The organism is Treponema medium (genome assembly GCF_017161265.1).
GTDB classification, from domain to species: Bacteria; Spirochaetota; Spirochaetia; order Treponematales; family Treponemataceae; genus Treponema; species Treponema medium.
In genome coordinates this window covers 1,205,541-1,229,638 of the sequence record NZ_CP031393.1, presented here as the reverse complement: position 1 = coordinate 1,229,638, position 24,098 = coordinate 1,205,541, and the positions used below count along the sequence as shown (strand labels likewise).

General features: G+C 42.5%; 18 protein-coding genes and 1 pseudogene. 6 read left to right on the top strand and 13 right to left on the bottom strand.

Features of this window, described 5'->3' with window-relative positions; translation table 11 throughout:
- Positions 1-525 precede the first annotated feature (525 nt).
- The 4 genes and pseudogenes from DWB79_RS05495 to DWB79_RS05480 all read right to left on the bottom strand — a co-directional run.
- Entirely contained in the window at positions 526-2,436 is a 1,911-nt protein-coding gene (locus tag DWB79_RS05495; protein WP_040859467.1) for an ABC transporter ATP-binding protein, read from the bottom strand.
- A gap of 1 nt (position 2,437) precedes the next feature.
- On the bottom strand, positions 2,438-4,321 hold the full coding sequence (locus DWB79_RS05490; RefSeq protein WP_016523049.1) for an ABC transporter ATP-binding protein: 1,884 nt from the start codon (positions 4,319-4,321) through the stop codon (positions 2,438-2,440).
- A 69-nt stretch (positions 4,322-4,390) separates the two neighbouring features.
- Entirely contained in the window at positions 4,391-4,993 is a 603-nt protein-coding gene (locus tag DWB79_RS05485) for an MptD family putative ECF transporter S component (RefSeq protein ID WP_016523048.1), read from the bottom strand.
- A 162-nt stretch (positions 4,994-5,155) separates the two neighbouring features.
- A pseudogene (locus DWB79_RS05480) lies at positions 5,156-5,401 on the bottom strand (energy-coupling factor transporter transmembrane protein EcfT); the annotation flags it as partial.
- A 61-nt stretch (positions 5,402-5,462) separates the two neighbouring features.
- On the opposite strand from DWB79_RS05480, the gene DWB79_RS05475 reads away from it, so the two are divergent.
- Positions 5,463-5,741 carry a hypothetical protein gene (locus DWB79_RS05475; protein ID WP_016523046.1) on the top strand — a complete coding sequence of 93 codons (279 nt, stop codon included), beginning with the start codon at positions 5,463-5,465 and terminating at the stop codon, positions 5,739-5,741.
- Positions 5,742-5,763: 22 nt separating this feature from the next.
- On the top strand, positions 5,764-6,072 hold the full coding sequence (locus tag DWB79_RS05470; protein ID WP_156831505.1) for a hypothetical protein: 309 nt from the start codon (positions 5,764-5,766) through the stop codon (positions 6,070-6,072).
- Positions 6,073-6,326: 254 nt separating this feature from the next.
- On the opposite strand, the gene DWB79_RS05465 is transcribed toward DWB79_RS05470, so the two are convergent.
- The 3 genes from DWB79_RS05465 to DWB79_RS05455 are packed head-to-tail and all read right to left on the bottom strand — an operon-like array spanning position 6,327 to position 9,139.
- Positions 6,327-6,923 (bottom strand): MptD family putative ECF transporter S component, encoded by a 597-nt coding sequence (locus DWB79_RS05465; protein WP_016523045.1) that lies wholly within the window; start codon positions 6,921-6,923, stop codon positions 6,327-6,329.
- A 4-nt stretch (positions 6,924-6,927) separates the two neighbouring features.
- Entirely contained in the window at positions 6,928-8,403 is a 1,476-nt protein-coding gene (locus tag DWB79_RS05460) for an ABC transporter ATP-binding protein (RefSeq protein WP_016523044.1), read from the bottom strand.
- A 16-nt stretch (positions 8,404-8,419) separates the two neighbouring features.
- Complete coding sequence (locus tag DWB79_RS05455) at positions 8,420-9,139, bottom strand: energy-coupling factor transporter transmembrane component T (RefSeq protein ID WP_016523043.1); 720 nt, start codon at positions 9,137-9,139, stop codon at positions 8,420-8,422.
- 479 nt (positions 9,140-9,618) lie between these two features.
- Here DWB79_RS05455 and DWB79_RS05450 point away from each other — a divergent pair, with 479 nt between their 5' ends.
- The 4 genes from DWB79_RS05450 to DWB79_RS05435 all read left to right on the top strand — a co-directional run bounded on the left by DWB79_RS05450 (position 9,619) and on the right by DWB79_RS05435 (position 15,107).
- Complete coding sequence (locus DWB79_RS05450; protein ID WP_016523041.1) at positions 9,619-10,353, top strand: DUF6994 family protein; 735 nt, start codon at positions 9,619-9,621, stop codon at positions 10,351-10,353.
- A 37-nt stretch (positions 10,354-10,390) separates the two neighbouring features.
- Positions 10,391-11,338: a helix-turn-helix domain-containing protein gene (locus DWB79_RS05445; protein ID WP_016523040.1), complete on the top strand. Its 948-nt coding sequence runs from the start codon at positions 10,391-10,393 to the stop codon at positions 11,336-11,338.
- 275 nt (positions 11,339-11,613) lie between these two features.
- Complete coding sequence (locus DWB79_RS05440) at positions 11,614-13,359, top strand: ABC transporter ATP-binding protein (RefSeq protein ID WP_016523039.1); 1,746 nt, start codon at positions 11,614-11,616, stop codon at positions 13,357-13,359.
- On the top strand, positions 13,353-15,107 hold the full coding sequence (locus DWB79_RS05435) for an ABC transporter ATP-binding protein (protein WP_016523038.1): 1,755 nt from the start codon (positions 13,353-13,355) through the stop codon (positions 15,105-15,107). Before DWB79_RS05440 ends, DWB79_RS05435 begins: the two co-directional genes overlap by 7 nt.
- Positions 15,108-15,202: 95 nt before the next feature.
- Here DWB79_RS05435 and DWB79_RS05430 read toward each other — a convergent pair whose 3' ends face one another.
- From DWB79_RS05430 to DWB79_RS05405, 6 genes are all read right to left on the bottom strand, one after another.
- Positions 15,203-15,805, bottom strand: coding sequence for an MptD family putative ECF transporter S component (locus DWB79_RS05430; protein ID WP_016523037.1), 603 nt, complete (start codon positions 15,803-15,805; stop codon positions 15,203-15,205).
- Positions 15,806-15,977: 172 nt separating this feature from the next.
- Positions 15,978-16,688, bottom strand: coding sequence for an energy-coupling factor transporter transmembrane component T family protein (locus DWB79_RS05425; protein WP_016523036.1), 711 nt, complete (start codon positions 16,686-16,688; stop codon positions 15,978-15,980).
- Position 16,689: 1 nt separating this feature from the next.
- Positions 16,690-18,165, bottom strand: coding sequence for an ABC transporter ATP-binding protein (locus tag DWB79_RS05420; protein ID WP_016523035.1), 1,476 nt, complete (start codon positions 18,163-18,165; stop codon positions 16,690-16,692).
- The gene (locus DWB79_RS05415; RefSeq protein ID WP_016523034.1) at positions 18,153-19,877 is read right to left on the bottom strand and encodes an ABC transporter ATP-binding protein; all 1,725 of its coding nucleotides are present in this window, start codon (positions 19,875-19,877) and stop codon (positions 18,153-18,155) included. The genes DWB79_RS05420 and DWB79_RS05415 overlap by 13 nt, the downstream gene beginning before the upstream one ends.
- Positions 19,878-20,398: 521 nt before the next feature.
- On the bottom strand, positions 20,399-22,246 hold the full coding sequence (locus DWB79_RS05410) for an ABC transporter ATP-binding protein (protein WP_016523033.1): 1,848 nt from the start codon (positions 22,244-22,246) through the stop codon (positions 20,399-20,401).
- 1 nt (position 22,247) lies between these two features.
- Positions 22,248-24,020 (bottom strand): ABC transporter ATP-binding protein, encoded by a 1,773-nt coding sequence (locus DWB79_RS05405; RefSeq protein ID WP_016523032.1) that lies wholly within the window; start codon positions 24,018-24,020, stop codon positions 22,248-22,250.
- Positions 24,021-24,098: the final 78 nt, after the last annotated feature.

Genomic DNA, 24,098 nt, shown 5'->3' with positions numbered 1-24,098 from the left:
GTCCGTGTACACTGTTCAACGACGAGATTTATGCATAGCCTAAATCTCGCTACTGCTTGGAACCACCGCCCTCCATGGCGGTTTTGCATAGCCAGTGCTGTTGAAAAAACTATCCGTAAGCCTTTTGAAAATAGTGGTGCCGGATACAAGGCGCTGAATAAACAACACCCGCAGGCACGGTAGCAAATGTACATCCCTGTACATTTGCTACCTACGTGTTTGCAGCGCAAACACGCTGCTGATTAGAACCACGGACATCCTCGCCCAAAAATGGACATCCTTGCCCATTTTTGGGCTGCAAGTTTGCAATGCAAACTTGTTACTGTATGGAACCAGCGACATCCGTGTCGCTTCTGAGATACGTCGAGGACTGTTTTTTGTTAAGCGACAACGCAGATGCCCGCCCTTAACCAACGCTTTGACAAATAGGCGAGGTAGATGCGAGGCGCGAGCATAAATTAACCGCAGGCGTATCTTTGATACGTTGAGGATTAATTTATGCGCAGCAACGAAGTAGATGCCCGCCTATTTGTCAAAGTCTAAGGCTCCCGTATAAAGTTGATAATACATACCCTTTTTGGCAATAAGGCTTTCGTGTGTGCCGCGTTCGATAATTTCGCCGTGATCCAAGACCATAATAACGTCGGAGTTCATGATGGTGGAAAGGCGGTGGGCGATGACGAAAACAGTTCTGCCTTCCATCAGCCTATCCATACCTTTTTGGATGAGCGCTTCGGTTCTTGTGTCGATTGAAGAGGTTGCTTCATCCAATATCATAACGGGCGGGTCGGAGACTGCGGCGCGGGCGATGGATAAGAGCTGCCGCTGTCCTTGCGAAAGGGAGTTTTTGTTGCCTTCAATAACCGTGTCATATCCGTGGGGCTGCATCGTAATAAAGTTGTGCGCATTGGCAAGTTTTGCCGCTGCGATACACTGTTCGTCGGTTGCATCCAAGTTGCCGAAGCGGATGTTTTCCATAATAGTGCCGGTAAATAAATTCACCTCTTGCAATACGATACCGAGCGAGCGCCGCAGGTCTTCTTTCTTAATACGGGTAATCGGTATGCCGTCGTAGGTAATAGTCCCGCTGTTAATATCGTAGAAGCGGTTGATCAAATTGGTAATCGTTGTTTTGCCTGCACCGGTCGCCCCGACGAATGCCACCTTTTGTCCGCGCTCTGCAAAGAGGTTGATGTCCTTCAGCACTGTTTTCTCAAGGCTATAACCGAAATCGACATGTTCAAAAATCACCTTGCCCGTCAGTCGGGTTAAAGAAACCGCGCCGTCTTCATGTGTTTCCTTCCACGCCCATACACCCGTGTGTTCCGCCGCTTCTGACAAGGAGCCTGCTTCTTCCCGTGCGTTGACAAGCGTAACGGTACCGGCATCTTCCTCCGGAGCTTCGTCCATCAGCGCAAAAATCCGCGAGGTTCCTGCAACTGCATTGATTACCGAATTGAGCTGATTGGATAACTGAGAAATGGGATTGGTAAAGCTCCGCGATAGCGTTAAAAATGAAGCGATGGTGCCGAGCGTCAGCGTGTTGATACCGGCGATAGTCGGATTGGGGATTTTTGCAATGGCAAACCACGCACCGACAAGCGCGACAATCACATACTGAAAATATCCCAGCGCATTCATAAAGGGCATGATGATATTTGCATACGCGTTTGCTTTTGCGGCGCTTTCCTGCCATGCGGCGTTCTTTTCTTTAAACTCAGTTTTTACCGTTTCTTCCCGGCAGAACACTTTAATCACTTTCTGTCCGTTTATCATCTCTTCAACATAGCCGTTGAGCTGCCCGAGTGTCTCCTGCTGGCGGACAAAATAAAAGCCGCTCTTTTTTGCGACAAACTTAATCACTTTCAAAATAGAAAAGATGGAAGCGACAACGATGACCGTCAAGTACACACTCTGATACAGCATTGCAAAGAACACGGCGATAATCGTACACACGGAAGAAACAAACTGCGGCATTGACTGCGTAATCATCTGCCGGAGTGTGTCGGTGTCGTTGGTGTAGCGGCTCATAATATCGCCGTGCGTGTGCGTGTCGAAATACCGGATCGGCAGGCGCTGCATCTTTGCGAACATCTCATCACGGATTCGCTTGAGTGTCCGCTGCGCAACATTGATCATCAAACGGCTGTAAATCCATGAACAGAGGACACCGGCGCCGTAAACCGCCGCCATAACGATGAGCGCCCGTAGCAGTCCGGTAAACACCGGAGTACTTTGCGCAAGCAGCGGCAGAATATACTGATCAATCAATACTTGCAGGAAAAGAGAGGCGGCGGCGGTTGCGCTTGCACTTACGACAATACAGACTGTAACAACCGCAAGGACAGCCTTGTACGGGTTAAGGTAAGAAAGCAGCCGTTTGACGGCAGGCATGGAAAGTTTCATTTCCGGTTTTGCACCGTGAGCAGGTTTCATATTATGCATCGGAACCTCCGATTTTTGTTGCACTGTTGAGCAGTGTACCTCCGTGTACACTGCTCAACGTCGAGTTTTTCTGACGAAAAACTCGCTGCTGCATGGAACCACCGCCCTCCGAGGCGGTTCTGATAGTCATTATGTCGTCAGTTCCTTTTTGTTGCGTTTCAAAGACTTCTTTATAGATAGCGCTTGTATGCAGCAATTCATCATGTGTGCCGACCGCAGTAATTGCGCCGTTATCAAACACGAGGATTTTATCTGCGTGCTGCACGGAAGAAATCCGCTGCGCAATAATGATCTTTGTTGTGTCCGGCAGAAAGTCTTTAAATGATTTTTGAATCAGTGCATCCGTTTTCGTGTCTACCGCACTGGTTGAATCATCGAGGATTAAAATCTTAGGTTTTTTGAGCAGCGCCCGCGCAATACAGAGCCGCTGTTTTTGTCCGCCGGAAACATTGGCGCCTCCCTGCTCGATACGGGAGTTATACCCATCCGGCATTGCCTCGACAAATTCGGCAGCGCAGGCGAGGCGGCACGCTTCGGCAATTTCCTTATCACTTGCGTGTTCATTCCCCCACTGCAAATTAGTCTTTACCGTACCGGCGAACAATTCATTTTTCTGCAAGACCATTGCCACCGCATCCCGCAGCGTTTTGACATCGTAGTCTTTTACGTTCACCCCGCCGACACTCACCGAACCGGCGGTAACATCGTATAAGCGGGGAATGAGCTGGACAAAAGAAGTTTTGGAAGAACCCGTGCCGCCGATAATCCCCACCGTTTCTCCCGACCGGATAACAAGGTTCGCATTGTCGATTACTTTTTTATCGGCATCCGCAGTATACATAAAATCGGCATTGCTAAAGCGTATCTCACCGTTTTTTACCTCCATCACGGGATGCTCAGGATTGGTGATGTCCGGCTGCTCATTCAAAATTTCTGCAATGCGGTCTGCGGAAGAACGGGAAATGGTGATCATCACAAAGACCATCGAAAACATCATCAAGCTCATCATAATTTGAGAGGCATACGAAAACAGCGCCATCAGCGATCCGGTGGTGAGCCCCTGTGCAGCATTGTTCCCGCTTGCAACAATCTCCTTTGCACCGAACCACGAAATCAAAATCATACAGGTATAAATACACAGCTGCGCCATCGGCATCATCAGCGTAATGTACCGCTCCCCTTTTGAAAAGCCCTTGTAAATCGATTCGGAAATGTTTTCAAACTTGGTAATTTCGTACTGCTGCCGGTTAAAGGATTTTACCGCCCGGACACCGCGTATGTTTTCCTGCACCACATTGTTGAGCTTATCGTAGGTTTTAAAAACAGTTCTGAATATCGGATGCACCTTCCGGATAATCGAAAAGATACCGAGTCCCAACAGCGGAATCATACCGAGAAAGATGAGGGAAATGTTCGTACTGATTCTAAACGATGCAATCATCGCAAAGATCATCATTCCGGGGGCGCGCACGGCAAGTTTTACCAGCATCTGATAGGAGTTAAGCACATTTGTTACATCGGTGGTAAGCCGCGTTATAATGGAAGAAGGTGAAAATTTGTCAATGTTGGAAAAAGAAAAAGTCTGCACGTTGTCGTACATATCCTGTCGCAGATTTGCCGCAAAACCCGCCGATGCCTTTGCTGCGGTAACCGACGAAAATACACCCGTCAGTAATTGAATAAGCGCAAAGACCAAAAGCGCCGCCCCGTACTTGAACACCGTTTGCATTGCACCGGCTTCAATTCCAAAATCAATGAGATACGCCATACAGGAGGGGATGATAATTTCAAACACCACCTCCGTAATTGTCAGCAGCACTGCGATAACAGATGTCCGTTTATATTCCCGCAGGCTTTTGGATAACGTCTTCAGCATAGAGGCTTATCGTAGCACAGTCTGAACAAAATGAATATACAGGCGGGTAGGATATAAATTGAAATGCCCCTATATCACTCCCGCTTTTTCAAAATGTTTTTTCAATATCCGCATAGAAAGCCACGCTCCCGCGAAACTTGTTATAACCGTCAATGCAATCATAGAACCGTACATCTGCCATGAGCCTACAACGTGCAAATACTGTTGTAAAGCTTCATCCGTTAAATGTAAAATCTCCTTTCTTTGCACAAAGTATTCTCCATGCGAAAGATACATAGGCATGGTGAACAAGGATGTCTGCAACGTGGAGCCCAGCACATAGGGCAATATGATTGCTTTTTTATCTTTGTACTTCATCATTGATGCAAGAGCTTCCGCAATAAACCAGCCGATAATTGAAAGACCGACACCTATTCCGTTTGCCGCCATAAATCCCGGTAAAACGATAATTATCCCCATAATAAAAAAGATGCCCGTTTTTCTTACCTTTAATGCCGCCAGCATGAATGCTATCGATACAAAAAACAGCGTAATCGGGATATTGGCTATCGTTCCGAAAAGCGTTAATGCAGCTAGTGCTCCCGTAATAAAAAAAATCAATAGTGCAACCGCAGCGAAGATTCCGATAAAAATAAAATCTCGTGCATTCAATTTGTTTGTCTTTGTTTCCATGACATTCTCCTTACATTTATATTTGCTTTGAATATTTTGTTTTATCATATTATATTTTTAGGGCGACTTTTTGCGACACATCGCAAAAAACAGGCTTTTCGGGGTTCCGCTATCGCTCCATTCCTGCGGAACGGCAAAGCCGCCCCTTCAATCCTTGTCGCATTAAAACATAAACTCAACCCTATTACTAAACTGTAAGTACGATACCGTACCCACAGCAATAGCCGTACATAATCCGTATACAAAATCCGTTTTCGTAAATTTGAGCGGATAGATATTTGTTCTGTTTTTATAATTTTCAATTCCTCTCAGCAAAACCGATGTGGAAAGTTCCTCAGCTATGCGAAGACTTCTAAATAAAATCGGAACAATTATAAACTCCAGTGAGCGGATAGGATGAATAAAAAACTGCACTCCTGTCGTAAGACGCATCGTCGGTTACTATCGCTTTGAGGGAGAAGCTGCACGTATGATCATGGATGACCTTTATGAACAGTACAATGCACTCGTCAATTTCTTTTTTCCCTCAATGAAGATCATTGCAAAAAAACGGATAGACGCAAAGGTCATAAAAAAATATGATACGGCAAAGACACCGTATTGCAGGCTGATGGAAAGCTCTGATGTAAGCGAGGCGGCAAAAGCTGAGCTGTGCCGCAGGAAGAACAACTTGGATTTACAACAGCTGCTTGAAACAACGCAATATTTGCAGAGTAAACTTATCTCTATGGCTCAGCCTTGGTCATAGATAGCTACGGTTAGATTTTTACATGAGTAAATACGGCGGGCGGTGGAAGTCTCCCCGAATAAAAGCTTGTGCCATGGACGGCACAAAAGAGATTATGCGCGATGTTTTTATGCAACAAAAACTCGTGCTCATCATTTTACACGGACGTAAAATGATGGACAGCGCTTCAAAAAAACGGTGTACTTCTGAATTATTACCAGTTGCGTTTTCAGTTCCCTCAACCGCAACTACTTCTTTTTTACGTACGCCATTTGTTTTTCCGCTCCCCCTCGTCTCACCGATGCAAGCGATGGTATATTTTGTGTATTTTCATACACTTTATTACGCTTGATAAGAATATTTCATTTCAACAGCTTGTAAAAACGGAAGGAATCAACAACCCCGACGCAAGCGTCGGGGTATTAAACCCTCACGAATAAGTTACACGATTTTTCAAAAATTGTTCAGACAAATATACTGCGACAGTCCGTACTGCTATCTAAAAAAATATAAACTAACAACGGGAGCGTTTTATATTTCTTCTACAAACAAAAAAATAGCGGAGATAGCGGCTCTACATCCTTAAATCGCATAATTGGCAATCCTCTACTTCATATCCTTAAAGTGCCGTTTTAAAATGAGCTTACCGATATAAATACCGGCGATTCCGAAGATGAGGGCGGATACGATGCCGATGACAGCGAAAGTTCCGGTAAAATAGCGTACATATTCAAGTATCTCTTCCCGGCTCATTCCCATTTCCTGCCACTTTGCTAATTCCCGTTCCAAAAAGAAAAGGAAGGGAAACGCGCCTCCGGTAAAATAGGCAGCCTGCGTCAGTCCGTGACCGATACCGATTGAAAGTGTTTTGAATCCTGTTTTTGTGATAATTACATCAGCTATCAAGCCTATAATGACAACAAAAATTAAACAGTTGATACTTCCCATCCCGGTCAGCGTAAAAAGTGTAACGCCCAAACCGGCAAGCAGCGTCAATACACCGAATCGCCGAACAGTCTTTACAACAAAAAGCACGATAGGCCCCATCAAAATTCCCGTCATACTGGGCGCAAACACGTGCATAACGGGAATAGTAACGGCTGTCAACATCCCGACTCCATAAATAACAGCTGCATAAATCGCCGCCATTAAACCGATTAAAACAAAGTGACTGATCTTCCAGTGATTGTTTTTTGTGTTCATACCTTTATAACCTCTCTTTAAAAATATGTTCGAGCTGCATCGTGCCGTTCAATTGAAAATCTTCCTTTATTTGTCCGTCTTCCAAAAGAACCGCTCTGTTGCAAACGTTCACAATGAACTCATAATCATGCGTGATAATCACGGAGGCGTTTGAATCCCCCGTTATCAAATCGATAAGTGTGCAGACATTTTTCATACTGCCGTAGTCCAGTCCACTGGTCGGTTCGTCAAAAATAGTGAGCCGCTTCTTTTGCAAAAATGATGCGGCGACCACTAAACGCTGTTTTTGTCCCATCGACAGTGTTGTCGGGTGTTGTTCTTGTAAGTCCGATAGACCGAGCTTTGCAAGCACTGCTTGTATCCGGTTTTCCCTGTCGGGCGTCGCTTCGTTACCGAGTAATAAATCGTCATATACACTGCACCCGAAAAGCTGAAAGTCTACATTCTGCATCACATACCCGACCGCCTTACTGCGTACCTTTGCAGGGAATACGCTTCCGTCAAATAAGAGATTGCCGCTTTTCTCTCGTTTTAATCCGCAAAGGATTTTTCCAAGCGTTGTTTTTCCGCATCCGTTTTTACCGATTAAAGCGATCTTGTCTCCGGGATATATTGAAAGATGTATTCCTTTTAAAACCTCAGCATTTTTTTGATAGGAAAAATGAATATCGTGCAGCACCAATAACGGTTTGTCCGTATGTTGCCGCTGCGGAGAGATCAGTGTATTGCAGTTATTTTGAAATAAATGCAAGCTGCGAAGTCCTTGTTTGTGCAACTCATCATTACCGATAGTGCGTAACGAAGCTTTTTCATATTCCCGTACTATAGACCCGTTTTTCATTACGATGAGCCGATCGCAGAGTTCCGCCAAATAATGCAGCCGATGTTCGATGATGAGTATCGTGTAATCTTTTAATTTTAGCTGTGCAAGTATTTGTGTAAGCAATTCAACAGATCTATAGTCAAGATTGGAAGACGGCTCATCCATCAATACAACGCGCGTATCCAACATTAAAACAGAAGCGATTGCAATCTTTTGTTTTTCACCTCCGGAGAGTTCCGAAAGCTTTCTGTTCAAAAGCGGTTCCAGCGATAACAGTTTTTTAACACGGTGCAGCCGCTCTTGTATTTCCTCTTTTTCTATACCGTAATTTTCGCATGGGTACACAAGATCGGAAAGCACATCGGTAGTAAAAAACTGGCTTTCGGAATTTTGAAAAACGGATGCCACAATGTTTGATATATCGCATATATGCATCGATGAAAGAGCATTGCCGTTTAGCGTAAGGCTGCCGGTTATTTCTCCTTCATAAAAATGAGGACACAGCCCATTCATACAGCGAAACAGTGTTGTTTTTCCGCAGCCACTTTTTCCGGTAATAGCAACCAATTCACCTTTTTTTACGGACAAGGATATGTGTCGAATTGCCTGTGCCGTAGCATCGTTATATTTGTAGCTTACATCATTCAGATTGATCATACGCGCGGACTCTCATTCAAAACAATTTTACGCTTGTACTTGCCGTTAGAATTGCGAGTGCGGCGAACGAAAATATAAGGTCAACTGATCTAAGCTTGACATCAAAATACGATGTTTTCTTACCGGTGTTTTCAATGCCCTTGATCAGTGCTGCGCAGGAAAGTTCTTCGGCAGTTCGCAGACTTTTAAACAGCATCGGCACAATTATAAATTCCATCGTCCTTATCGGATGAAGCAGAGCCGAACGTTTTGAGGTGTACAAACCTTTCAGCTTCATCGAATCGATGATGATAAAAAAGTCATCTTTTATTGACGGAAAATAGCGAAACATTACCGCTATGCTGAGGATAATTCCTCTCGGTAGCCGCATACGTTCGAGCGCCATCGTAATTTCCGAAATATTTTTTTGCTTTTTAATTACCGTCCCCAGGAGCATGAAGGGAATAATCCGCTGCACGATAAAAGCGAGTATTCCGATAACGGAAAAAAACGCAGAGTGAAACACCGGCAGCTTCAAATGAAAAATCAGTTGGTAATAGGAAAAAAGCGCTGCAAACAAAATAGCGTAGCACACTAAGGCGCCGTATAACCCCGTTATGATCGGCACTGCCGCTGCAACGATAAAAGAGCTGAGCGTTACCTCCGACTTTCCGGAAATCAGCATAAATATCATAATCAATATATCTAACAAAAGAAGCGTTCTCACATCAAATACGGTCGTTTTGTTTTCTTTCATAGTAATCTTTTACCACATACCAAAATCTTTTATGCTATCATAGCCATATAAGTTAGCTGCGGCTATCAAAACATCGAAAGATTATCTTTTTGCCATATCTTTTGGCTGGGAGCGAAAGCGAGGAGGGTATGGAAGAAAATTTATTTTACCGGCATTATACAGGTTAGTAGAAAAGTGACAAATATTTCTAAAATAAAATAATGTTCCATAACATAGCATTATTCGGCTATTTATTGTATAGTATAGGCTGTAGGAGCTTATTATGAGCCGTAAAAGTTTTTGTGAAAAAGATGGAATTATAATTACCGATAACGATGTATGTTTTGAAGATTCTAAAACAGCCGAAGCTATTTTGTGATAACTGAATTCCGCAATCTTGATGCACTGGAGAGTACCTGATACCCATAGCGTAGAAGTACAGTTTTATAATTGATTATATACAATGAGACACATAACTTTTAATTAAAGAAGAGTTCATAATGAAATATGATACAACTATAGATGTACGCGTAGATTCTAATTTGAAAGACCCTGATGGTTACAGTAAGATATTAAATGATGTGCATAAAATATTATGGAGTAAGAAGCTACCGAATGGGGTCTTCTTCAATTTAGAAAGTAAAACAGATGATGATGGTCGTTATATTCTGATTGCGGATATCAATTCTCATCACATTGTCTTATCAAGTGATATTATCGTTACAACATACACTGAATGTTGGACGAGGCATCAAATTGGAAAAGAAATTATTCCATATATAGCTGGTGATAAAAAGATAGAATTCGAAAAGTTCGCTCATACATTCGGGGCGTTTATGATTTTTCCTAAGAGGATGAAAGATGGAAGAACCATTAATCAAAATAGAGGCACTCATCCCAAATTATATGATCGTTTTGATCTTACATTGGAATGTTTAAGAAGATATTTTGAAGGAAAAAATAATCCCTTATTTGATACTTTTAAAAGATACGATGAGTATCTAAAGCTATTTGTTAGTTTTAAAGAATTTTGTACGTTTTTTTTATTACAGGACCTTGTTACGGATGATTTTAATACGATTAAATATTTTATTCCATTTGTAGATTTTAATGATGATCCTTTACCTAAATCAATTGACGAATACTATAAATTCATGGATAATTGTATTTCATTTATTAAAAAAAGAAATAACAGAATTGAAGCGTTTTTAAAAAATACGGAGCTAAAAATGTAAACGAAGCTATATAACTACATATAAGGAACTTTCAAAATTGACCAACAGTTATCAAAGTTTTATAGACCATACCGGCAGCACACTTACAAAAAAAGGCGCGTTGCTGAACGAGTGTTTTGACACCTATCAATTTTCATCCGACTACGGCAAAGGATACACTGCTCTATATCAACTCGATTCCTATGCGAGTATATGCATTGCAGAGCATTCATATATCAGGGATTTTGAATATTCCGTGCCGGCAGAGGACTCCATCAGCATACAGCAGTATGATTCCATCGATTCTGATCGGCGTTATCCGCAGGGGAATGTATCGGCAGGAATGCAGTATATCGCTTATGCACCGGATAACCGAACCTATCGATATGTCATCAAAAAAAATGTTCCGGCAAAGGTGATTGGTATTCAGCTGCTGCCGGATTATTACGAAACATATCTCAAAAAAGAGTTCGGTATAAAAGGAATTGATTTAAAAAAATATCTACAGGTGTTTCCGCATGGTGTTGTAATTCCTGAAATTGCAGCGATATTTAGCAAGATACGCAGCTTTAACGGGAGTGAACTTAGTTCACGGCTCTTTTTCAAAAGCAAGATCGATGAGCTGACTGCAATCATCATGCAGAAAGCGGAAGAGTTCCGCTCTATGCATGATCTAAAACTTGCAGCTTCCGACAAGCGTGCCGTTGCAAGGATCACAGAATATGCGAACAATCATTTATCTCAAAACTTTTTGTTATCCGAACTGGCAGCCGAAGCATATATGAGTGTTTCAAAATTTAAATATGTGTTTAAGGCGGTAACGGGGCAAACATTTTCCGGCTATATAACGCAAAAAAAGATGGAAAAAGCCTGTGAACTTTTAACGCATAGTAATCTCTATGTTGCGGAAATTGCTTACCGGCTCGGCTACAAAAATGCGGGAAGTTTTTCAGTTCAATTTAAAAATTATACAGGTGTTCTGCCGTCGGAGTACCGCACTCATTGATAGGTATCGTGCAGTTACCTCCCTACATAATACATGGCTATTCATAAAAAGATTCAATAGAGCACTTCTAAAAACTTCTGTTTTTAGAGGTGCTCCTTAGATTCATACTTCCGTACTATCCGCTTGTTATCAGATAAACTTTCAAGCATTTTACGAATATCCCCTTAGAAAATGCTATTCCTCCTCGCTTTCGCTTGCAGCCAAAATATATCGCCATCAGACAAACTTTTACCGGTTTTGCGGACAGCTTATTCAAAAAGACGTATAAACAAACTATGCGATTTAAGGATTTTGTAAAAGAACATATTCCGGTTTATAGTGTTTCTGTGGCCTTGGCGATTGCTTCCGTGTTTTTCGGGTTGTTGCCGTATTATGCGGTATATCGGCTGCTGCTGCATATTGTGCAGGGGGGCAATGGGCGGACGGTGTTATGGTATGCGCTGTTGATTTTGCTGTCGCTTGCGCTCGAAATACTGATGCACTGTCTTTCAACCGCTCTTTCGCATAAGACGGCGTTTTCTATTTTGAAAAAAGTGCGGCTTTCCATTACGGAAAAAATGATGCGTATGCCGCTGGGCTACATGCAAGCAAAAGGGAGCGGCTACTTTCACAGTCTCTTGATTGACAGCCTCGAACACCTCGAATATCCGCTTGCGCACGCGATCCCCGAAACGACTTCAAACGTCCTGCTGCCTGTCAGTGTTATCGCGCTGCTTTTCAGCTTCGACTGGCGGATGGGACTTTCGGTATTGATTCCCGCCACGCTGACGCTGCTGTTTTATCTTCCGATGTATATCGGCATTATGAATGAATTTGCTGACACCTATTATACCATGCTCGAAAATATGAATGGGAGAGTTATCGAATATATCCGCGGAAATAAGGAAATCAAAATTTTCGGGAGAGAGGATGCTGCGCTTTCTCAATATGAAACTTCCATTGACAAATACAAAACGGCGACACTCCGGCTTTATAATCGAATGTATGTTGCAGCGTCCCCTTCGATTGTTTTGCTCTCCTCGCTTTTGGCAAGCGTACTGAGTGTCGGCGGCTTTTTATATTGCACCGACAGTTTAAGTGCACAGTTGTATTTGTTTTCCGTGTTGGTGTCCGTCGGGATCGGGACTTCGCTTTTAAAGTTCACGGAATTTATGGATAACTTTTATTACATTAAAAACGGTGAACGTCTCATCAACGAAGTTCTCTCTGCTCCTGAATTACAAGAACCAGATACAGCCGCCGGTGAAATACCGAATAACGAAATTGCGCTGCATCATGTTTCTTTTGCGTATGACGATGTCCATGTGCTGCATGATATTTCACTTGTGTTCCCTGAAAAAACAAAGACGGCGATTGTCGGGCATTCAGGTTCCGGTAAAACAACCGTCGCTAATCTTATTGCACGCTTTTGGGATGTACAGGAAGGAAGTATAACAATAGGCGGTGTTGCCTATCGAGATTTATCTTTGGATCAGTTGATGCAGCGGGTCAACTATGTAACGCAGGACACCTTTTTATTCAACATGACGATTATGGAAAACATACGGCTTGGTAAGCCCGATGCGTCCGATGAGGAAGTCATTGAAGCGGCGAAAAAAGCATATTGCCATGAGTTTATCATTGCGTTTGAAAATGGCTACAACACAAGTGCGGGAGATGATGGTGCAAAATTGTCGGGAGGTCAGCGGCAGCGGATTATTATTGCACGTGCTCTGTTGCGAAACGCACCGATACTGATTCTTGACGAAGCAACCGCTTATGCTGATATGGAAAATCAGCACAAAATTCAAAAGTCGCTTGAAGAATTGTGCAAAGACAAAACGCTCATTGTAATTGTACACCGGTTATCAACAGTTACCGGCTGTGATCAAATTATCGTGATGAATAACGGAACGGTTGCTGCAACGGGAACACACGGCGAACTGTTGAAGCAATCACCGCTGTATGCAAAGCTGTGGAGTACGCAGGTGCAGAGCCGGAACTGGAAGCTGGAAAGGGTAATGGGGGAGTCGGTATGTTAAAAACGGTGCGGGATTTTATCAAGTTGATGAGCGGGCAAAAAAGAGAGCTGTATGCTTCGCTTGTGTTGAGCTTTTTTGACGGCTGGCTGATTGTGGTTCCTTTGCTGGCAGCGTTTCATATTACTGCGCGGATGCCGGAATTTAATCCTGATGTTGCGGAGGCTTTGACGATGCCGGTAATGATCCGGTATTCGCTGATTATGTTGGCGAGTATTCTTGCTCGCATCATATTGCGTTACCTTGTTTCGTGTCTGCGGTCGGGCGCGGGGTATAAGTGTATGGCGGAAGAGCGCAAAACGTTGGGGAAGGAATTGCGGAAGGTGCCGCTCGGTTTTTTTAACGAAAAGAATTTGGGCGATGTGGTTTCGACGATTACCTCGGACGCAGCGTTTTTGGAAATAGAAGGCATAGGTGTCATTGAAAAAGTTGCAGTCGGCATTCCGGTATTTATCATCGCGCTTATGATCTGCCTCTCATTTGATTACCGTATTTTTTTGCTCGTGCTTGTCTTGCTCATCCCGACATGGTTTGCCTACCGATATCTTGCAACACGGCAGGATGCGCTCAAGCTAAACCGACAAAAATTGATCGGGCAGGTAACGGAAGATACGATTGAATTTATCAAGGGACTTCCTGTATTGAAATCCTACAATATGACGGAAAAACAATTTTCTAAAACACAAGACGCTTATGAAAGATTGCGCGCATTTTCCGTACGAGGAGAATTTGTTCATATCCCACCGATGGGCATGTATCAATTATGTTTTCGGCTGATTACGACGGGAATTGTATTTCTTTCCGGACTGTTTCTATTGCACAAGGACTTCATATTTCCGCAAGCCTTTTTATTGATGCTTGCCTCGTTCAGTCTTTTTACCGGCGCCGAAGCGATGGGGATATTCAGTATCTTTGCAAAGATGACGCAGCAGTCCATCGACCGGATGAATCAAATTAAGACGATTCCTAAATTAGAAGATATTTCCGGCACGGAAAAACTTGAGCGGTACGATATTTGTTTTGAGCATGTGAATTTTGCATACAATAAAACGCCGGTATTGCGGGACGTTAGTTTTTGCGTACCGAAGGGAACGACGACGGCTCTTGTCGGACTTTCGGGGAGCGGCAAAACAACGATTACGAATTTGATTGCGCGCTTTTGGGATATCCTGCCCGGGCATGGGGAGATCAGCATCGGCGGCAAGGCGGTAAAAACGCTCTCGTACGAACACTTGTTAAAGAATATCAGTTTTGTATTTCAGGATGTATTTTTGTTTAATGATACCGTGCTGAACAATATCCGTATCGGACGGCTTGATGCAACAATTGAAGAAGTCTGTGAAGCAGCACGGCGTGCAGGATGTGCGGAATTTATTGAAGCGATGGAAGATGGCTACAACACGGTTATCGGTGAGGCGGGGGCACGGCTTTCCGGCGGAGAAAAGCAGCGTATTTCCATTGCACGGGCGCTTCTCAAGGATGCACCGATTATCCTCTTGGATGAGGTAACGGCAAATGTCGATGCGGAAAATGAGCAGTTGATTCAGACGGCTTTACAGGAACTTTTAAAAAACAAAACGGTGATTATGATTGCGCACAAACTTTCTAGTATACAAAACGCCGATCAGATTCTCGTGCTGGAAAATGGAACAATCAGTCAGCGCGGCTCTCATACAGAGCTGATTGCTCAAGAGGGACTATACCGGCGGCTGTGGGATATTCAAGGAACCTCTAAAAACTTCGTTTTTTAGAGGTTGCCTATAATAATCATTCCTTACAGAACAAGCAAATGGGGGTTGCGGTTTTTTAGAGATTACTCATACCTAAACAATTAAAATATTACTTTTTAAATAACCCCCGCTTTTTCAAAATGCTTTTTTAATATCCGCATAGAGATACATGCCCCCAGCAGACTTGTTATAATCGTTAAAGCTACCATCGCACCATACATCTCCCAGGAACCTACCACTTGTAAATAGTGCTGTAATGTCTCATCTGTTAAATGTAAAATTTCTTTCCTCTGCACAAAGTATTCTCCATGCGAAAGATACATAGGCAGGGTGAACAAGGCTGTCTGCAATGTGGAGCCAAGCACATAGGGCAGTATGATTGCTTTTTTATCCTTGTACTTCATCATTGACGCAAGAGTCTCCGCAATGAACCAGCCGATAATTGAAAGGCCGACACCTATTCCGTTTGCCGCCATAAATCCCGGTAAAACGATAATTATCCCCATAATAAAAAAGACGCCCGTTTTTCTTACCTTTGATGCCGCCAGCATAAATGCTATCGATACAAAAAACAGCGTAATCGGGATATTGGCTATCGTTCCGAAAAGCGTTAATGCAGCGAGTGCTCCCGTAATAAAGAAAATTAATAGTGCAACCGCAGCGAAGATTCCGATAAAAATAAAATCCCGTGCATTCAATTTGTTTGTCTTTGTTTCCATAGTTTATATTCTCCTATAAAAACTTTTTGCAGCAAATATTAATTTGCGAAAAAAGTTTTTTCAAGCAGCTTTGCACATGCAAAGCTGCATACAATAATACGATGTTTGCCTTTGGCAAACTCGAAGATAAACAGCGAAACAGAATTTCTGTTGAGCTGTTTATCATATCTCCTTAAAAAATATTACTAAACTGTAAGTACGATACCGTACCCACAGCAATAGCCGTACATAATCCGTATACAAAATCCGTTTTCGTAAATTTGAGCGGATAGATATTTGTTCTGTTTTTATAATTTTCAATTCCTCTCAGCAAAACCGATGTGGAAAGTTCCTCAGCTATGCGAAGACTTCTAAATAAAATCGGAACAATTATAAGTTCTAAAGAACGAATGGGATGAATTAAAAACCGTAAGCCCGAAATAGAAATTCCTCTTATTTTTAAACTGTCTTTTAAACAGCCGTAATCTTCTTTTAAGGACGGGAGATACCTAAATACAACGATTAAGGGAATTGCTATTACGTTTGGAAATTTCATCGTCTGCATAGCCGATATAATAGAGGGCATAGAAGTTTTCTTTTTCAAGAATATAATCATCATAACCGCAATAACGAATTTTTGAATAAAATAACTTAAAGATACAATCATGAGAGCAATTGTCGAATTCGGAATATAATGAATATAAAACATCGACACGGCAATGATACTATACATTCCGCTATATAAAACGGACTCACGATAAGCGCGTACATCCCATAAATAGAAATTACAAATAATAAGTAAAACATGTGAGGGGAGAGGCTTATTGACGGCAAGACCAAACGAGATAAAAATAAATACAATGCCGAGTACCGTCCTCGGATCCGCTTTTCTTTTTGTATTCACTTCACATTTCCTCTTTTTTACTTAAAAACTCCCAGAGTATTTTCTTGGTATCATTATTTAAATTGAAATCAGCGTGAACCATTCCGCTTTTTAAATAAATAATTCTGTTGCAGACAGACAGTAAAAATTCATAATCATGCGATATTACAAATATAAGCCTACCTGCATTTGCCGCAGTGAGAATACTTTTAGAAACCAAATCCATAGAATGTTTATCCAAACCGCTTGTCGGTTCATCCAAAAAAAGTATCTTACTGTTATTGCAAAAAGCTGCTGCAATGGTGAGCCGTTGCTTTTGACCTCTTGAGAGGGCAAGAGGATGCCGTTCTTTTAAATCAAGAATTTCAAAATCCGATAAAACGGTTTCTTTTTCCGTACCGCTCAAACCGCCGCCTTTTTTTCCTATATCCAATTCATCCTCTACGGTATTACCGAAAAGTTGATAGTCGGAGTCCTGCATGACAAAATATATACTTCCCGTCCTTTTCTTATAGCTCGACTTTTCTCCTTTAATCAAAACGCTTCCGCTTTTTTCTTTTAATAAGCCTGTGCACAATTTAGCGAGAGTTGTTTTACCCGCTCCGTTTTCACCGATAATGCCGATAACTTCTTTTTCATAAGCTCTTATCGATATGTCTTTAAGCACATCCGTTTTTTCCTGTTTTGAATGTGAATATGAAATGTTTTTTATTTCAAACAATGGGGTGGTTTTATCGATAATACTTTTAGAATGAACCGTATCGAGATTTCCCAAATATATGGGGCGAATATTTTTATTGTTTTTTTGCAGCTCAAGAAATTCATCTTTTGAGTATTCGCCCGTAATTCTTCCCTTATCCATAACGAGCATACGGCTGCATAAGGCTGAAAGATAAAATAATCTGTGCTCAAAAACGATAATGGTTTTTCCTTCTTCTTTTAAGCTCCGTAATATGTTTTCCAAATCAAAGATGGAATGAATATCCAGATTAGCCGTAGGTTCATCGAACAAAAAAATGTCAGGCGACATCGCATAGCATGACGCGATAGCCAGTTTTTGTTTTTCACCGCTTGAAAGTTTAAAGATACTCTTCTCTTTTAGATGATTTATTCCAAGCAGCTTCAAACTGCTGTCTACCCTTTTCAGTATTTCTTCCCTGTTCAAAAGCATATTGCTGCAACCGAATGCCGCTTCACTAAAAGGATCGGTCATAAAAAACTGACTTCGCGGGTCTTGGAATACACAGCCTACTATGCAGCCTATTTGTGAAAGCTCCATAGTGCGTATATCTTTTCCGTTTAGATAAGCTTCGCCCGTTAATACTCCGTCATAGTAATGCGAGATAAGGCCGTTGATAACAGAGCCGAGTGTGCTCTTCCCGCTTCCGCTTTTTCCGGTAATGACAACAAATTCTCCTTTTTTTATTTCGAGGTTTATATTGTCGAGAATGAGAAGACCTGTCCTTGTTTTATACGAAATATCTTTTAGCGAGAGCACATTCCGCTCCCGTATTGTGCTTTCCAAAGCCGAGCATAGTAAGCGTCCTTTTCCAAAAGTTCATCGTGTTTTCCTTTTTCGATAAGACAGCCTTTTTGAAACACAAGGATTTGATCTGCTTGTTGAATAGTTTTTAGATGATGCGCAATGACCAGAACCGTTCTGTTTTTTGCAAGTTCTGTAATGGCATCCTGTATTAAAGACTCATTTACGGGATCGACATTACTGGTCATTTCATCAAGGATTAAAATCGGAGCGTCTTTTAAAAATGCTCGTGCAATGGAAATCCGCTGTCTTTGTCCGCCGGATAAGAGACCACCGTTTTCTCCAATATCCGTTTCATAGCCTTTCGGCAAGCTCATAATAAAATCATGTATCCTTGCCTTTTTTGCAGCTTTGATGATTTCTTCTTTTGTTGCCCCTTTTTTACCTACTCGGATATTTTCTTCGATGGTGTTATCGAAAAGCTGAACATTTTGCATAACGATGCTGATGCGATCCAAAAGCTCATCGTAGGGAATATCCCGAATATCGGTACCGCCGAGTGTAATACTTCCGCCTTGCACATCGTAAAAGCGCAACAGCAAATTCGTAACCGTCGTCTTACCGCTTCCCGATTCTCCTACAAGCGCGGTCATCGTTTTTTCCGGAACGGAAAAAGTTACTCCATTCATTTTGAACTCATCTTGTGCATAGGAAAATGCTACATCTTTAAAAACAATATCGTTTTGTGCAGGAGTAACTCCGTCTGTTTTATCGGCTATTACCTCGGCATGAAGAATTTTTCCCAAGCGGTGATAGCTGTCTACGGCAGACACATAATACATATAGTGCGTTTCCAGAGCTGCAAAAGGTTTATAAAATTCTTTTGAAATGACTGCGATAATCATAAAGCTGAGCACATCAATGCTTCCGCGTAATGCGGCAAGACCTGAATAAATAAAAAGAACAAAATACCCTGCATCGATTAAAAACGAAAAGACCGAAAGCTGTCTTGCCTTAAAACGGGAAGCAGCCTTACTTGTTTCTCCGAATTTTTTTGTCTTTTCAAAAAGCTCATTATCCAGACTTTTATTATGCGAAAAACTTTTGAGCACCGGAATACCGCGTACATATTCGACAAATAAACTCACCATGTCGGCAAGGGCGGAATTATTGTTATGTTCCGTTTTTTGTGCTCCCTTAATTGTGTAAAAAAGATAGGCAAGCGAAAGCGGAATCGACGCGGCCATAACAAGGGCTGCACTAAGGTTGATAAAGCAAAGACCTATAAATACCGTAAAAGCAATAAGAAAATCACCGAACATCCGCGGCCACATGTGCCCTACCACCATCGACATATTGTCCACATCTTTATGAAGAATTGTATTTAATTCTCCCAGCCGTTCATTCGTATAAAATCCCAAACTAAACAGCTTTAATTTTACAATCATCCGCTCCCGTATTTGCTGCACTACATCAAAGCCGGCTCCGTGCTTTTTTAAGTCGGCAATCATATTGCAAAGTCCCTTAAAAACGACCAAGCCTATCAGCATTGCAAAAGTCCCGTAGAGCCCCTGCACATCAATCCCGGCAGCAATCTTAAACAATATCGAAAACACCGTAAGCAACATCCCCACGGAGCTCAATCCGTACAAGGTAAAAAACAGAGAAGAAATACATACATCGATTTTTCCTCTCTTACTCAAAAATGCAAATAATTCTTTATGCATAAAAACTCCTTTTTAGGGGAGGAAAGACACTTTTTCGGATAAAAGATTTCTTGACCTCGAAACTTCGTTGGTGGTTGCCTCCCCTATAACCCCTCCTATCTTCAAAAGAACCGCTTAGGGCTGCCGCCCTAAGAACCCGCTGACGGCAAAGCTTTGAGGTTATACTTTAATAAGCCGGTTATCCTATGCTTGTAGTTTGCATAATGCATACGCCGCTCCTACTTGTTTATCCGCCATAATTTCTCCTCAATTCGGCAGTGAGTAAATTATCAAATTTAGGAACTGTCGAATTCTCACGCTTTCGTAATGCAATGAGAAAGCGCATATAATACAGCGATGTTTCAATGAAAAATATACATCCGTGTACATTTTTCATCTTCGAGTATTTTTGCTTACGCAAAAACTCGATAGAGCTTTAATCACCGCTATCCGTGACAGAAGTACGAAACTCGACGTTGAAACACCGAGCACTTATGTAAAATGTTTCAACATTTCTCCTCAATTTAATTGTTAATTAGGAATTAATTCCCCGAGACTTCCCATCCGGCGGCTTTTTGTTGTTCTTGTATCATTTCAAAGTAGGTGCCGCGCTTTTGCATAAGTTCCGTATGAGTCCCTTTTTCTTCGATGCGGCCGTTTTTCAATACGATGATTTGATCTGCATTACGAATGGTGTTCAGCCGATGAGCGATGACAAAGACGGTTTTACCCTGCATAAGCGTATCCAAGGCGGCGTTGATTTTCCATTCGTTGTCGGCATCGAGTGAGGCAGTCGATTCGTCTAAAAGCACGATGGGCGCATTTTTTAAAAGAGCACGGGCAATAGCAATGCGCTGTCTTTCGCCGCCTGAAAGAGCAGCCCCGCCTTCCGCAAGCAGGGTGTTATATCTGTCAGGCAACTCGCTGATAAACTCATGACATTGAGCCGCCTGTGCCGCAGCGATAACCTCCGATTCCGAAGCATCGGGCTTTCCGATTTTAATATTATTGTAAATGGTGTCCGATAGTAAAATGCTGTCTTGAAACACCGCACTGACGGACTGCAAAAGCGTATCGGGTTCTGTTTCTTTTATATCCTTTCCGCCGATTTTAACCGTACCTTTTTGCGGATCCCAAAAGCGGGCTATTAAATTGGCAATCGTGGTTTTGCCTGAACCTGACGGGCCGATGAGAGCAGTTACCGTTCCCTGCTTTGCCTCAAAAGAAATGGAATGCAATACCGCTGTTTGTTTTGCACCGTCTGTTTTCCGTTCGGCATTAGCTTCACCGCTTTGGTTTTGAAACGTATGGAACGGTTCTCGATAAGAAAATGAAACATCCTCAAAGGAAACGTCAAAAGGCTGACTTTGTTCCTGCCTTGTTTCTCCCACCGTTGTGCCGGTATTTACCTTTGCAGTTCCGGCAGTTTGTACGCACGGTAGGGGCTGAGCCGTATACGCTTTCTGCACATGTTCCGCCGCAGGCTTTAAACCTTTTAGTAAACCGTATGCGTGTTCAAATGAAATTAATACTCCCGAAAGCGCAAGGCTCATCAACATAAAAGCGGTGAGTTTTTCGGGGCTGACCGATCCGCTCTTCAGAATATATACCGAAGATAAAAGAGCAAGCGGTAGTAAAAAATGAGCTGCTATAAAATAGACGGCAGCAGGCAGCGAAAGTTTTATTTCCGCTTTGATATTGGTTTTCCTTACCGTTTCCAACGAGTACAGCATTCTGTCAAATTTTTCTCCGGTTAGATTATACGCCTTAAACACTTTTATTCCTTTAATGTATTCCAGCACAATGGAAATCATACGAGCGGTGAGTCGATGCTTTTCATTTCCGAAATATTCCGCCAAGCTGTTTCCCCAGTGCAAAAACGGAACAAGCACAAGGAGAGCTGCCGTTTGCGCTATCGCCAAGGGAACATCGATATAATACATACCGATTAAAATCAGCGCTGCCGTTACCGCGGTTTTTACCAGTGCGGGAAGCGTATGCGTAATGATCAGTTCAAAATTGGTAATATCTTTTACAAGGGTTTCCAAAAGAGCACCTGAACTGTGCCGGTTAAAATAGCCGAGGCTTAACGCGCGATAGTGATTTGCCAAATCGAGCCGCATTTGCGCACATACTTCCGCACCGCGAGCAAAGCAGAGATAGTAACCCGTGCGGTAAATAATTAAACGGAATACCACCGCTCCCAAACAAATCAGCGAATAGGTAATGATAATTTCTCCGGTCAATGTATTACGTACTAATCCGACCACCGTAAAATAGAGCATAATGTATAAGAGCATACCGCCCACAGAATCAAGCGACATTAAAATAATCGGCAGCCTTAATTCTTTCCGTTTTTCTTTTAATATATGTGCAATCAGTTTTAACATATCAGTTTTCCTCCTTTACATTTATACTACCGTGGTTGAGAGCGGATATATACGTGCGCTGCATCTGTGCATACAAACCGTTTTTATTCATCAGTTCAGTATGGCTACCTTGTTCAGCGATGCTGCCTTTTTCAAAGACAAAAATAGTATCCGCATTTTTTATCGTGTGCAGACGGTGCGCAATCATAATGACCGTTTTTCCTTTGAGCAAATTTTGCAATGCGACTTGGATCTTATGTTCATTTTGAATGTCCGAATATGAAGTTGCTTCATCAAAAATGAGGATAGGCGCATTTTTAACTAACGCACGCGCAATAGAAATCCGCTGCCGCTCTCCGCCTGAAACCTTTACACCCTCTGTGCCGATTTTCGTTTCATAACCGTCGGGTAAACTCATAATAAAATCGTCAATTTGAGCTGCCTGTGCTGCCTTGCGTACTTCCTCCAAAGAAGCGGCACTTCCCATGCGGATATTTTCGAGCAGCGTGTCTTCCAATAAAAACACATCTTGAAATACAAACGAGGTAAGCGCTATAAGGTTCTCTGTTTGCAGTTCCGTAACGGGAATACCGCCGATAGAAATAGTGCCCGCAGAGCTATCCCAATATCGTCCGATAAGCTGGGCGGCGGTGGTTTTGCCTGCACCGGAAGCTCCGACAAAGGCGTTGACGGTTCCCGCCTTTACACATAGCGAAACATCATTTAAAGCGTTCCGTCCGTCTTCTCCATACGAAAATGAAACACCGTCAAACCGGACATCATAACGGCCGTTTAGCGGAAGCGTTTTTGTTCCGCTTTTCATCTGCGGCTCTTCCAAAATTTTTTTTACCGCTGCAAGTCCGCCGCCGAGTTCCATCGACTGCATAGCAATCGTAACCGAATTTAAAAACGATGTATAAAAGCACACCGTCAAAAGAATAAAAATCAAAAAAGAAGAAACGGACAGCGAGCCTCTTACATAAAGGAACCCTCCTGTCGGCAGAGTGAATAAGATTGCCGAATCCAAGATAACCGATGCTGCCGAAAGCGGATTACACGAAGCGGTGCACATCTTTTTCCAGCAAACGGTATACGTCTGTAAAGCGGTTTTATACTGTTGAAATTTTTCGGCTGTTACGCGGTACATCTTCATCACCGGCATTGCAGAAATATATTCCGTAGCCGATGCATTCAAGGCTTCCATATCCTTTGCAAAATCGTTCGCCAATCCCGAAAAATTACTTGCCGCTATCATCATCATTGGAACGGCAATACCGAGCACCATAGGAACAAGCATAACCAATGCCATAAGCCAATGGAGATGCAGCATAAATACAAACATCGCAAGGGGAACAACCGCCGCCTGCGTGAGTTCCAAAGTGCTGTGCGCTAAAAAAGCTTCCACTCTATCGATGTCATCGAACAGGATTGTCTTGATTTTACCCGCTGCATTTTTTTGAAAAAAGCCTGCATTCAGATACGAGATATGTTGCAAGACTTTTATCTTTACCGTATGCATCGTATTAAATGCCGCCGTGTGCGAACAAATTCCCGCAATCGACATCAACACTGCCTGTACCGCTGCTGCTGCAACACACATAACAGCCCAATGTAAAAGCGCTTCCGCACTCATCGACCGAGCAATAATCATTTCCAAAATCCGGTACACCGCAATGTACGGAATCAACGACAACACCGAGCTGATCGCTGCAAGTACCATACCCGCAGCTAATTTTCCCCGCTCCGCCTTAGCCAGTGTAAAAACATACGCCGCTCCAACTTGTTTATCCGCCATAATTTCTCCTCAATTCGGCAGTGAGTAAATTATCAAATTTAGGAACTGTCGAATTCTCGCGCTTTCGAATATTTCTGT